Source organism: Chitinimonas sp. (assembly GCF_041904975.1).
Taxonomy (GTDB): domain Bacteria; phylum Pseudomonadota; class Gammaproteobacteria; order Burkholderiales; family Chitinimonadaceae; genus Chitinimonas.
Window position 1 is genome coordinate 1 of sequence record NZ_JAYRLZ010000118.1, and the last position, 12,592, is coordinate 12,592.

At 64.0% G+C, this 12,592-nt stretch carries 11 protein-coding genes; all 11 read left to right on the forward strand.

Features of this window, described 5'->3' with window-relative positions:
• Nucleotides 1–209: division/cell wall cluster transcriptional repressor MraZ (locus ACE3OH_RS12240; protein WP_374352839.1), on the forward strand; the 209-nt coding region annotated here is incomplete at its 5' end.
• Nucleotides 206–1,147, forward strand: a complete 942-nt coding sequence (gene rsmH / locus ACE3OH_RS12245) for a 16S rRNA (cytosine(1402)-N(4))-methyltransferase RsmH (RefSeq protein ID WP_374352842.1) — start codon at nt 206–208, stop codon at nt 1,145–1,147. The genes ACE3OH_RS12240 and rsmH, both read left to right, overlap by 4 nt.
• A complete protein-coding gene (gene ftsL, locus ACE3OH_RS12250) occupies nt 1,144–1,416 on the forward strand; it encodes a cell division protein FtsL (RefSeq protein WP_374352845.1) in 273 nt (90 codons plus the stop codon). The genes rsmH and ftsL overlap by 4 nt, the downstream gene beginning before the upstream one ends.
• A gap of 1 nt (nt 1,417) precedes the next feature.
• On the forward strand, nt 1,418–3,151 hold the full coding sequence (locus ACE3OH_RS12255) for a peptidoglycan D,D-transpeptidase FtsI family protein (RefSeq protein ID WP_374352848.1): 1,734 nt from the start codon (nt 1,418–1,420) through the stop codon (nt 3,149–3,151).
• On the forward strand, nt 3,148–4,638 hold the full coding sequence (locus tag ACE3OH_RS12260; RefSeq protein ID WP_374352851.1) for a UDP-N-acetylmuramoyl-L-alanyl-D-glutamate--2,6-diaminopimelate ligase: 1,491 nt from the start codon (nt 3,148–3,150) through the stop codon (nt 4,636–4,638). The genes ACE3OH_RS12255 and ACE3OH_RS12260 overlap by 4 nt, the downstream gene beginning before the upstream one ends.
• Nucleotides 4,638–6,032, forward strand: coding sequence for a UDP-N-acetylmuramoyl-tripeptide--D-alanyl-D-alanine ligase (gene murF, locus ACE3OH_RS12265; RefSeq protein ID WP_374352854.1), 1,395 nt, complete (start codon nt 4,638–4,640; stop codon nt 6,030–6,032). Before ACE3OH_RS12260 ends, murF begins: the two co-directional genes overlap by 1 nt.
• 1 nt (nt 6,033) lies before the next feature.
• Nucleotides 6,034–7,119, forward strand: a complete 1,086-nt coding sequence (mraY, locus tag ACE3OH_RS12270) for a phospho-N-acetylmuramoyl-pentapeptide-transferase (protein ID WP_374352858.1) — start codon at nt 6,034–6,036, stop codon at nt 7,117–7,119.
• Between the two features lie 178 nt (nt 7,120–7,297).
• On the forward strand, nt 7,298–8,671 hold the full coding sequence (gene murD / locus ACE3OH_RS12275) for a UDP-N-acetylmuramoyl-L-alanine--D-glutamate ligase (RefSeq protein WP_374352860.1): 1,374 nt from the start codon (nt 7,298–7,300) through the stop codon (nt 8,669–8,671).
• 8 nt (nt 8,672–8,679) lie between these two features.
• Nucleotides 8,680–9,840, forward strand: coding sequence for a putative lipid II flippase FtsW (gene ftsW, locus ACE3OH_RS12280; protein ID WP_374352862.1), 1,161 nt, complete (start codon nt 8,680–8,682; stop codon nt 9,838–9,840).
• Nucleotides 9,841–10,048: 208 nt separating this feature from the next.
• Entirely contained in the window at nt 10,049–11,119 is a 1,071-nt protein-coding gene (murG, locus tag ACE3OH_RS12285) for an undecaprenyldiphospho-muramoylpentapeptide beta-N-acetylglucosaminyltransferase (protein WP_374352865.1), read from the forward strand.
• A 110-nt stretch (nt 11,120–11,229) separates the two neighbouring features.
• Nucleotides 11,230–12,592: UDP-N-acetylmuramate--L-alanine ligase (gene murC, locus ACE3OH_RS12290; protein WP_374352868.1), on the forward strand; the 1,363-nt coding region annotated here is incomplete at its 3' end.

Here is a 12,592-nt window from a genome sequence, read left to right on the forward strand (position 1 = left end):
CCGAAGAGCTGGAAATGGACGGCTCGGGCCGCATCCTGCTGTCGCCCACCCTGCGCCAATTCGCCAAGCTGGATAAATCGGTCGCCCTGGTCGGCCTTGGCAGCAAGTTCGAGTTGTGGGACGAGGCGCGCTGGCACGAGCAAACGGCGTCGGCGCTGGCAATGTCGCCGGCCGATATCGCCGCGCAACTGGATGGTTTCGTGCTGTGAGCGCGCCAGGTTTCACTCACCGCACGGTGCTGCTGACCGAAGCGGTGGACGCGCTGAATCTGCAGCCCGATGGCATCTATGTGGATTGCACCTATGGGCGTGGCGGGCACTCGCGCCTGATCCTGTCGCGTCTGGGGCCGAACGGCCGCCTGATCGCCTTCGACAAAGACCCGCAGGCGGTGGCCGATGCCGCCACCATCACCGATCCGCGCTTTTCCATCGTTCACGAGCCCTATGCCGCCTTTGCCAGCGGCCTCGATGGGCTGGGCATCGACAAGGTTGATGGCGTGCTGATGGATCTGGGCGTTTCTTCCCCGCAGATCGACGATGGTAGCCGCGGCTTCAGCTTCCGCTTCGACGCGCCGCTCGATATGCGCATGGACACAAGCCGCGGCCAGACCGCCGCGGACTGGCTGGCAGTGGCCGAACAGGCCGAAATCACAGAGGTGATACGCGATTATGGCGAAGAACGGTTTGCTAAACAGATTGCAGGCGCGATTGTTGCGGCTAGGCTCGAAAACCCGATTGTCAGCACCCGGCAGCTTGCCGCGCTCGTGGCAAAGACCGTCCGCACCCGCGAGCCGGGGCAGGACCCGGCGACACGTACCTTCCAGGCTATACGGATTTACATCAATCGCGAGCTTGAAGAGCTCTCGCTGACCCTGCCGCAAATCATGCCGCGCCTCAATGCGGGTGGCCGGCTGGCGGTGATCGCCTTTCATTCGCTGGAAGATCGCATCGTCAAACGCTTTATGGCCGATTGCGCCAAGGCCGACAAGCTGCCCAGCCGCCTGCCGGTGCGTGCTGCCGATATCGGTGAAGCACCGCTCAAACTGGTCGGCAAGGCAAGCCGCCCCAGCGAGGCAGAAGTGCAGGACAACCCGCGCGCGCGCAGCGCCATTTTACGGGTGGCCGAACGTACCGGAGCCGCAGCATGACCCGGCTCAATCTCTTGCTGCTATTCGTGGTGATCGCCTGTGCACTCGGGGTTGTGACCTCGCAGCACAAGGCGCGCCATGCCTATATCGAACTGCAGAAGGCGCAGGGCGAGGCGCGGCGGCTCGATGTGGAATGGGGCCAGTTGCAGCTGGAACAAAGCACCTGGGCCACCCATTCGCGTATCGAAAAGGAAGCGAGCAGCCGCCTTGGCATGAAGGTGCCCGACGCGGCCCATATCCGTATTCCACCGGCGCGGGTGGCGAACTGATATGACTTACTCGGCAATGTCCGCTCCGGTGGTGAAATTGCAGAGCTGGCGTGCCTGGCTGGTGCTGGGCGCCCTGGTGGCGCTGTTTTTGCTGCTGATCGGCCGCGCCACCTATCTGATGGGCTACAAGGAAGAGTTCCTGCGCGAGCAGGGCAATGCCCGCTTTACCCGCCGCCTGACCCAGGAAGCCAATCGCGGCATGATTACCGACCGCAATGGCGATCCGCTGGCGATTTCCACCCCGGTGCAGTCGATCTGGGCCAGCCCCTCCGATATGGAACCGCTCAGCGCCCGCCAGCTGGCCGACTTGGCGCGCAACCTGGAATTGCCGGTAGAGGAAGTGCGTCGCAAGCTGGCCGACAAGAATCGCGAATTCGTGTTCCTGCGCCGGCAAATGCCGCCAGACAAGGCACAGCGCGTGCTGGCGCTGGGTATTCCCGGTATTTCCAAGCAGGCCGAATATCGCCGTTACTACCCGACCGGTGAAGTAACGGCACATATCATTGGATTCACCGGCATCGACAACAAGGGCCAGGAAGGCTTCGAGCTGACGCGCGAGGCCATGCTGGCCGGCAAGGCTGGCAGCCGCCAGGTGATCCGCGATCGCCGTGGTTATATCGTCGAAGACATTGCCAGCATCGAAAAGCCGCGCGACGGCCAGACCCTGACCCTGTCGATCGACAGCAAGATCCAGTACCTGGCCTATCGCGAGCTTAAAAAAGCGGTGGACGATCACAAGGCCAAGGGCGGCGGCATCGTGGTGCTGGACGCCCGCACCGGCGAAGTGCTGGCGCTGGCCAATATGCCCAGTTTCAACCCGAACAACCGCGAAAAGCTCGATCCTGCCTCGCGGCGTAACCGGGCGCTGACCGATACCTATGAGCCGGGCTCCACCATGAAGCCGTTCACCGTGTCGGCAGCCCTGGAGACCGGCACGGTCAATCCGCTGTCCATGGTCGATACCGGCAACGGTTCCTATGCCATCGGACCGAACATCATCCACGACACCCATCCGCATGGCCGGATCACCGTGGAGCAAGTGATCCAGATGTCCAGCAATATCGGCACCTCCAAGTTGCAGCTGGGCATGGAACGCGAACACCTCTGGCAGTTCTACGACAGCCTCGGCTTTGGCCAGCAGCCTCGCTCGGGTTTCCCCGGCGAGGCAACTGGCCGTTTGCGCCCCTGGAAAAACTGGGTGCCGATCGACCAGGCCACCATGTCCTACGGCCATGGCATCTCGGTAAGCCTGTTGCAGATCGCTCGTGCCTACCAGATCTTTGCCGGCGACGGCGTGGTGCGGCCGATCAGCTTTCAGCGCCTGGTGGCGCCGCTGCCGGGCAAGCAGATCCTCAAGCCGGAAACCGCCCAAGCCATGCGCAAGATGCTGGAGATGGTCACCCAACCGGGCGGCACCGCCCTGAAGGCGCGGGTGGTCGGCTACCGGGTCGGCGGCAAGACCGGCACCGCCTACAAGCCGGAAGCCGGTGGCTACAACCTGAGCAAATACGTCGGCTCCTTTGTCGGCATCGCGCCGATGTCCGATCCGCATCTGATCGTCGCGGTGATGATCGACGAGCCATCCAATGGCAAGCATCTCGGTGGCGATGTGGCCGCGCCGGTATTCAGCGCTGTGGTGGCGGGCAGCCTGCGCATGCTGGGCGTGCCGCCGGATGCACCGCAAAACCTGCCGCTACCCGATGATGTGGCCGCTGCCGTCAAGGAGGAAATGTGAAGCCAGCCAGCTGGAAACTGCCTGCCCTGGATTGGTCGGCCATCGATGCCGTGGCGGCCGGACGCCGTATTGTTGCCGATAGCCGGCAACTGGCGCCGGGCGACTGCTTCATTGCCTATCGCGGCGAATATGCCGATGGCCGCAGCCATATTCCGGCTGCCATCGCAGCTGGCGCTGGCGCCGTGCTGTGGGAGGCGGAGGAGTTTGTCTGGCAGGGCGACTGGGCCGTGCCCAATCTGCCGCTGCCCGCTTTGCGTGACCTGGCCGGCATTGTTGCCGCCCATTTGCTTGGCAACCCCAGCCAGGCAATGTTCAGCGTCGGCGTCACCGGCACCAATGGCAAGACCAGCTGCGCCCACTGGCTGGCCCAGGCCTTCGGCCTGCTTGGTCATCAGGCTGCGCTGATCGGCACCATAGGCTACGGCTTTATCGACCAGCTGGCGGATGCCAGCCATACCACCCCCGACGCGGTGCGCCTGCAGAATCTGCTGGCCAGCTACCGCGCTGCCGGCGCCAGCCATCTGTGCATGGAAGTCAGCTCGCATGGTCTGGAGCAAGCGCGCGCCCACGGCGTGGCCTTTGATGCCGCCATCTTCACCAATCTGAGCCGCGACCATCTCGACTATCACGGCAGCATGGCCGCCTATGCCGCCGCCAAGCGCCGCCTGTTCGACTGGGAAGGCCTGCAGCATGCCGTCATCAATGCCGACGATCCCTTCGGAGCACAGATGCAGGCCGAGCTGCCGCGTGATGTGGCGCTGGGTTATGGCGCGACTGCCGGTGAATTGCGCGCCGAGCGCATCGACACCAGCCTGGCTGGCTTGCGTCTCGATATCGCCTCGCCCTGGGGCCGCCTGGAACTGAGCAGTCCGTTGATCGGCCGCTTCAATGCCTACAACCTGCTGGCTTGTCTTGGCGTGCTGCTGCGCAGCGGCGTGGCGCCCGATCAGGCCGTGGCGGTGCTCGGCCAGATCGAATCGGCCAAGGGGCGTATGCAAAGGCTGGGTGGCGGCCATTTGCCGCTGGTGATTGTTGACTACGCCCACACACCGGATGCGCTGGAAAAAGCGCTGGAAACCGTGCGCGACATCCTGCCGGCCAAGGGGCGGCTGTATTGCGTATTCGGCTGTGGCGGCGACCGCGATCGCGGCAAGCGCCCCTTGATGGGCCAGATTGCCTGCCGGCTGGCCAATACGGTGATCATCACCAGCGATAACCCGCGCACCGAAGACCCGAAGATGATCATCCGCGACATCGTCGACGGCGTGGATGGTGCCACCGCCGACATTCAGCAGCATGGCGACTACAGCGTGGAGAGCGACCGTGCCCGTGCCATCCATTCCGCCATCGAGCTGGCCCAGTCCGGCGATGTGGTGCTGATTGCCGGCAAGGGCCATGAGGAATACCAGGAGGTGAACGGTGTGAGAGCGCCGTTCAGCGATGTGCAACATGCCTCGGCTGCGCTGGCAGCCTGGAAACCGATTTGATGAACCCTATGATGCTGACTCTCGCCCAGGCTGCGATGGCGCTCGACTGCACGGTTCGTGGTGCCGGCGATATCGCGTTTGCGCGGGTGTCGACCGATAGCCGCGATATCCGGCCGGGCGACTTGTTCGTCGCGCTGCGCGGCGAGCGTTTTGACGGCCATGACTTTGTCGCCGATGTGCTGGCACGCGGCGCCGCCGCTGCCATGGTGGAGGCCGATCATCCGGCGCTGGCGCAGCTGCCGGCCGATACACCCTTGCTGGAAGTGATCGACACCACCGCCGCGCTGGGTCGCCTGGCGGCGCGCTGGCGCGACCGTTTCGATGGCCTCACCGTGATCGGGGTAACCGGCTCCAGCGGCAAGACCACCCTGAAGCAGATGATCCATGCGGTCTTGCAGAACGCCCATGGTGCCGATGCGGTACTGGCTACCGAGGGTAATCTGAATAACCAGATCGGCATGCCGCTGACGCTGCTGCGGCTCAATGCCGGCCATCGCTATGCGGTGATCGAGATGGGCATGAACCATTTCGGCGAGATCGACTATCTGACCCGGCTGGCCCGCCCCGATGTGGCGGTGATCAATAACGCCGGCACCGCCCATATCGAATTTCTCGGCTCGCGCCAGGGCATCGCCCAGGCCAAGGGCGAGATTTTCGCCGGGCTCGCGGATGACGGTGTGGCGGTGATCAATCTCGATGACGATTTTGCCGGCTACTGGCAAGGCCTCAATCCGGGCCGGCGCATTGTCGGCTTCGGGCTGAGCCAGGGGGCATTGCACGCCGAGTCGGTCGAAACCGATACCTTGAGCAGCCGCTTTACCCTGTGTGCGCCAGATGGTCAGGCCAGCGTGAGTCTGCCCACGCCGGGCCTGCACAATGTGCGCAATGCGCTGGCTGCTGGCGCAGTCTGCCATGCGCTTGGCCTGCCGGTTGCTGCCATCGCTAGCGGTCTGGCGCACTACCAGGGCGCCAAGGGGCGGCTGCAGCAAAAGCGCACGGCAGCCGGCGCCTTGCTGATCGATGACAGCTACAACGCCAACCCCGATTCGGTGCGCGCCGCCATCGATGTGCTGGCGCGCTTGCCTGGCCAGCGCTGGCTGGTGCTGGGCGATATGGGCGAACTCGATGATCTGGAAAACCGCCATCGCGATATCGGCCGCTATGCCGCCAGTCAGGGCCTGAGCGGCTTTTACGCCGTCGGCACCCAGATGCGCCATGCGGTGGAAGCCTATGGCGCAGGTGCCCGCTGGTTCGATAGCCATGCAGCGCTGGCCGAGGCGCTGGCGCCGCAGCTCGGTGCCGAGAGCGCCGTGCTGGTGAAGGGCTCCCTATTCATGGGCATGGCGCGGGTGGTGGATGCATTGATCGCCAGCAATGGCAAGGAAGGGGCCTGATATGTTGCTATGGCTGGCCAATCATCTTGGCGAATCGATCCGTGCCTTCAATGTGTTCGGCTATATCACCCTGCGCGCGGTGCTGGCCACCATGACCGCGCTATTCATCAGCTTTCTGCTCGGCCCCTGGGTGATCCGCAAGCTGACCGAGCTGAAGGTTGGTCAGTCGGTGCGCGACGACGGCCCGCAGACCCATCTGGTCAAGGCCGGCACCCCCACCATGGGCGGTACCTTGATCCTGCTGTCTATCGGCCTCACCACCCTGCTGTGGGCCGACCTGAGCAACCGCTATGTGTGGACGGTGCTGGGCGTGACCTTGGGCACCGGCATCATCGGCTTTATCGATGACTACAAGAAGGTGGCGCTGAAGAACCCCAAGGGCCTGTCGGCGCGGCAAAAGCTGTTCTGGCAGAGCGCCATCGCCCTGCTGGCCGGCGGATTCCTGGCCAATACCGCCACCTTGCCGGCCAATACCGAATTCATCGTGCCCTTCTTCAAGCACATTGCCTACCCGTTTGGCAGCGTCGGCTTCATGGTGCTGACCTATTGCGTGATTGTCGGCACCAGCAATGCGGTGAACCTCACCGACGGTCTCGATGGCCTGGCCATCATGCCCACCGTGATGGTGGGCGGGGCGCTGGCGATCTTTGCCTATGTGGCCGGCAATGCCAAATTCGCCGCCTATCTATTGCTGCCGCATATCCCCGGCGCCGGCGAGCTGGCGGTGTTCTGCGCCGCCATCGGCGGAGCGGGCCTGGGCTTTCTGTGGTTCAACGCCTACCCGGCCGAAGTCTTCATGGGCGACGTCGGCGCCCTGGCACTCGGTGCGGCGCTGGGCACCGTTGCCGTGATCGTGCGCCAGGAGATCGTGCTGTTCATCATGGGCGGCGTGTTCGTGGTGGAAGCGCTGAGCGTGATGATCCAGGTCGCCAGCTTCAAGCTCACCGGCAAACGGGTATTCCGCATGGCGCCCCTGCATCACCACTACGAACTCAAGGGCTGGAAAGAAACGCAGGTGGTGGTGCGCTTCTGGATCATCACCATGCTGCTGGTGCTGGCCGGGCTGGCAACGCTGAAGCTGCGTTAAGCCGCGTGAAATGTGAAATGTGATTCGGCGCTACGCGCCATTGGTGAAACGTGAGGTGGAAGGTGATGGAAGCGATAGTGCAGCAACATGACGCGGGCACCCTGGCTTACTCAGGCCTAGGCGGCCGGTTCGCGCACGTTTCACCTTTCACCTTTCACCTTTCACCCGGGAGCGATGCATGAGCTGGCAGAACAGACATATCACCGTGGTTGGCCTCGGCGCCACCGGCCTGTCGGCTGCACGCTGGCTGGCACGCCATGGCGCCATCGTCACCGTGGCCGACAGCCGCGACGAGCCGCCCGGCCTTGCCGAGCTGCAAGCGGCCTTGCCGCAGGTTCCGGTCAAGCTGGGCGCGTTTACCAGCACCACCTTTGCCGGTGCCGAGTTCCTGATCGTCAGCCCCGGCGTGCCGCTGGCCGAGCCGCAGATCCAGACCGCCATTGCCCGTGGTATCGATGTGTTCGGCGATATCGAGCTGTTTGCGCGCGCCCATGCCGCCAGCAAGTCGCGCGCCAAGATCATTGCCATTACCGGCTCCAACGGTAAGTCCACCGTCACCAGCATGGTTGGCGCCATGTGCGAGGCAGCCGGCCTCACCACCATCGTGGCCGGCAATATCGGCCTGCCGGTGCTCGATGCCTTGAGCGCAGTGGAAACCGAAGCGCAGCCGCAGCCTGATGTGTGGGTGCTGGAGCTGTCGAGCTTCCAGCTGGAGTCCACCTTCAGCCTGACACCCGATGCCGCTGCAGTACTGAACCTGAGCGAAGACCATCTCGACCGCTACCCGTCGATGCTGCACTACGCCTCGGCCAAGGCACGCATCTTCGAGGGCTTGGGCGCCATGGTGCTCAATCGCGAAGATGGCTACTGCCGCGGCATGGCCCGTCCCGGTCGTCAGGTGTTCTGGTTCGGCTTGGATGCACCGCGCAGCCCAACGGAATATGGCCTGCGCGCCTTCGGCGCCGGGCGCGAGCTGGTCTGCGGCGACTTTACCCTGTTGCTGTCATCCGAATTGCCGGTGGCCGGTCTGCACAATGCCGCCAATGCCCTGGCCGCTCTGGCGCTGACCCGCGCCATCGGCCTGCCCACCCTGCCGCTGGTATCGGCGCTGAAGCGCTTCAAGGGCCTGCCGCACCGGGTGGAGTTCGTCGCAACGGTGGCGGGTGTCGATTACTACGACGATTCCAAAGGTACCAATGTTGGCGCCACCGAAGCGGCGCTCAAAGGCATGGGCCAGCCGGTGGTACTGATCGCCGGCGGCGACGGCAAGGGCCAGGATTTCTCGCCGCTGGCTGAGGCTTGCCGCAATAAATGCCGCGCCGTGGTGCTGATCGGCCGCGACGCACCGCAGATCAAGGCGGCGCTGGCTGGCACCGGCGTCAAGCTGATCGATGCAGCCTCCATGGAGGAAGCGGTCAGCCTGGCGGCAGGCGAAGCACAAAGCGGCGATGCCGTGCTGATGTCGCCGGCCTGCGCCAGCCTCGATATGTTCAAGAACTATGCCCACCGCGCAGAAGTATTCGTGGCTGCGGTCAAGAGTCTGAAAGGCTAGCGCCCGCCGTGTTCTACAACGCCATCCGCCGCCGCCCCAGCATGCTCGGCTATGACCAGTCCCTGGTCTGGTCGGTGCTGCTGCTGCTCGCCATCGGCCTGGTGATGGTGTATTCGGCCTCGATTGCGGCGGCCGAGGTGGACAAGGACACCGGATTCCGCTCGACCTATTTCCTGGTGCGCCACGGTGTTTTTCTCGCCATCGGCCTGTCGGCAGCGTTTATCGCCTTCCAGGTGCCGATCCGGATCTGGCAGCAATACGCTCCCTATCTGTTCCTGATCGGCGGCGCCTTGCTGGTTACCGTGCTGATCCCGCATATCGGTCGCGAGGTGAATGGCTCCAAGCGCTGGCTGAGCCTGTTCGTGGTGAACTTCCAGCCATCGGAGGCGATGAAGTTCTTCGTGGTGCTGTATGCCGCCGACTACACGGTGCGCAAGGCCGCCTATATGCACAGCCTGGTGAAGGGCTTTTTTCCCATGTTCACCGTGATGCTGTTCACCGGCGCCCTGCTGCTGAGCGAACCGGACTTCGGCGCCCTGACGGTGATCACCGCCATTGCCATGGGCACCCTGTTCCTCGGCGGCTTTGACTGGCGGCTGTTTGCCGGTCTGGTGGTGATGCTGCTGCTCGGTTTTGTCGGCTTTATCCTGATTTCGCCGTACCGGATGGCGCGGGTGGTCGGCTTTATGGACCCGTTCAAGGACCCGTACGGAAAGGGCTACCAGCTCAGCCACAGCCTGATCGCCTTCGGCCGTGGCGAATGGACCGGGGTTGGCCTCGGCGGCTCGGTGGAAAAACTCAGCTACCTGCCGGAAGCGCATACCGACTTCTTGATGGCCATCATCGCCGAAGAGTTCGGCTTCGTTGGCGTCGCCCTGGTGGTGGTGCTGTTCGCCTGGCTCACCTGGCGCGCCTTCGCCATCGGCATGCAGGCCGCCAAGCTGGAGCGCGCCTACGCATCCTTGGTCGCCAAGGGCATCGGAATCTGGATCGGCGTGCAGTCCATCATCAATATGGGCGTGAATATGGGCCTGTTGCCCACCAAGGGCCTCACCCTGCCCCTGCTCTCCTTCGGCGGCTCCGGCATCCTGGCCAATCTGGTGGCGTTGGCGGTGCTGCTGCGGGTGGATTGGGAAAACCGCCAACTCATGCGGGGGTACTCGGTATGAACGCGGTGAAACGTGAAAGGTGAAATGTGAAACGTAGTGCAGTGAAGGTTCAGCGGGCAGTGAGCTTGGACGCGGGCGCAAAGGATTGCGCATGCGTGTTCCCGGCTGCACGCACCTTTCACCTTTCACGTTTCACCTTTCACTTTTCGCGCCTCACGCATCACCTCTCACGCTTCACCGTTCGCAATCAGCGCGAGGTGCCGTTCCAATGACCGCGCCGCGCACCATCCTCATCATGGCTGGCGGTACGGGCGGCCATATCTTCCCGGCACTGGCGGTGGCGAAAGAACTGGCCCAGCGCGGCTGGAACATCGTCTGGCTGGGCGCCCGTGGAAAGATGGAGGCTGAATTGGTGCCCAAGCATGGTTTTCCGATCGCCCTGTTGCCTATCGGTGGGGTGCGCGGCCAAGGCCTGGTGCGCAAATTGGTGCAACCGCTGGAGCAGGCGCGGGCGCTGGTCATGGCGCTTGCGGTGATGCTCAAGCATCGCCCCGCTGCGGTAATCGGTTTTGGCGGCTTTACCGGCTTTGCCGGTGGCCTCGCCGCCCGCTTGCTGGGCAAGCCTCTGGTCGTGCATGAACAGAATTCGGTAGCCGGCCTTACCAACAAGGTGCTGGCACGCTTTGCCCGCCGGGTACTGGTCGGCTTTCCATCAGCGTTTGCCGGTCGTGGCGAGCTGGTCGGCAATCCGGTGCGCAGCGATATCAGTGCCTTGCCGGCCCCGGCCGAGCGCTTTGCCGAGCGCAGTGGCCCGCTGCGGGTGCTGGTGGTGGGCGGCAGCCTTGGCGCCGCTGCACTCAATGAAGTGGTGCCGCAGGCGCTGGCGCTGCTGCCCGAGGCGCAGCGGCCGCTGGTTACTCACCAGGCTGGCAGCAAGCATGTGGATGTATTGCGCGAGCACTATGCCGCCGCTGGCGTCACCGCCGATTGCGTGCCTTTCATTGACGATATGACCCGCGCCTACCGTGATGCCGACTTGCTGATCTGCCGCGCCGGTGCCTTGACCTTGGCCGAGCTGGCTGCAGCCGGCGTCGGCGCCATCCTGGTGCCTTTTCCGTTTGCGGTGGACGACCACCAGACCGGCAATGCCGCCTATCTGGCCGATGCCGGCGCCGCCATCCTGATTCAACAGCGCGCGCTGACCGCCCAATGGCTGGCAGACCGCTTGCGCGAGCTGGACCGTAATCGCCTCCTCGCCATGGCCGAGGCGGCACGTAGCCGGGCACTGCCGGACGCCACACGTTCGGTGGCCGACATAGTCGAACAAGTGGCGAGGTGAAACGTGAAACGTGACTCTTTGCCAGGCAACTTCGGTGAAACGTGGGGTAGCTGCGCGGCCAAGCCGCGCCACCGTTCACGTTTCACTTTTCACCTTTCACAGGTGTTCAGATGAAACACAAGGTAAAACGCATTCATTTCGTGGGCATAGGCGGCGCCGGCATGAGCGCCATCGCCGGCGTGCTGCTCGATCTGGGTTATGAGATTTCCGGCTCTGACCTGAGCGAATCCACGGTGACCGCCCAGCTCAAGGCGGCTGGCGCCATCATCCATCTCGGCCACGACGCCGCCTGGCAGCACGATGCCGATGTGGTGGTCACCTCGACCGCGGTGAAGGCCGACAATCCGGAAGTGCTGGCCGCCAAGGCACGCGGTGTGCCGGTGATTCCGCGCGCCATGATGCTGGCCGAGCTACTGCGCTTCCGCCAGGGCATTGCGGTGGCCGGCACCCATGGCAAGACCACCACCACCAGCATGATCGCCACCACCCTGATGGAGGCCGGCCTCGATCCGACCTATGTCATCGGCGGCAAGCTCAATGCTGCCGGCACCGGCGCCAGGCTGGGCAAGGGCGATTTCATCGTGGTGGAAGCGGACGAATCGGATGCGTCCTTCCTGTTCCTGCAACCGATCCTGGCGGTGGTCACCAATATCGACGCCGACCATATGGATACCTATGGCCATGATTTCGACAAGCTCAAGCAGGCTTTTGTCGACTTCCTCAGCCATCTGCCCTTCTACGGCCGTGCCGTGCTGTGCATCGATGATGCGAATGTGCGCAGCATCATCCCCGCGGTGGTCAAGCCGATCACCACCTATGGCGTCAGCGCAGATGCCGATATGCGCGCCGAGAATATCGAGGCGCTGCCCGGCGGCCGCATGCGCTTTGACGCTGTCTGGCAGAACGGCTATCAGCACCGCCTGGCGATCGAATTGAATGCAGCCGGTCACCACAATGTGCTGAATGCCCTGGCGACCATCGCCGTGGCGGTGGAAGTCGGTTCCGACGAAGCCGCCATTGCCAAGGCGCTCGGCGCCTTCGGGGGCGTGGGCCGGCGCTTCCAGCGCTATGGCGAGGTGGCCTTGCCCGCCGGTGGCAGCGCGCTGGTGATCGACGACTATGGTCACCACCCGGTGGAAATGGCGGCAACCCTGGCAGCGGTGCGCGGCGCCTACCCGGAAAAACGCTTGCTGCTGGCCTTCCAGCCGCACCGCTACACCCGTACCCGCGACTGCTTCGAAGACTTTGCCAAGGTGCTGTCCAGTGTCGACGCCCTGGTGCTGACCGAGGTGTATGCCGCCGGCGAAGCGCCGATCGTGGCCGCAGATGGCCGCGCCCTGGCCCGCGCGATACGCGTGCATGGCAAGGTCGAGCCCTTGTTTGTCGAGGATATGAGCGAATTGCCTCAGGCCATTGTGGAACACGCAAAAGACGGTGACGTGATCGTCACCATGGGCGCCGGCTCGATTGGCG

Coding starts and splice junctions, on each gene's coding strand:
- murG (WP_374352865.1), top strand. CDS start 10,049: ATGACCGCGCCGCGCACCATCCTCATCATGGCTGGCGGTACGGGCGGC.
- mraY (WP_374352858.1), top strand. CDS start 6,034: ATGTTGCTATGGCTGGCCAATCATCTTGGCGAATCGATCCGTGCCTTC.
- ftsL (WP_374352845.1), top strand. CDS start 1,144: ATGACCCGGCTCAATCTCTTGCTGCTATTCGTGGTGATCGCCTGTGCA.
- murF (WP_374352854.1), top strand. CDS start 4,638: ATGAACCCTATGATGCTGACTCTCGCCCAGGCTGCGATGGCGCTCGAC.
- ACE3OH_RS12255 (WP_374352848.1), top strand. CDS start 1,418: ATGACTTACTCGGCAATGTCCGCTCCGGTGGTGAAATTGCAGAGCTGG.
- murD (WP_374352860.1), top strand. CDS start 7,298: ATGAGCTGGCAGAACAGACATATCACCGTGGTTGGCCTCGGCGCCACC.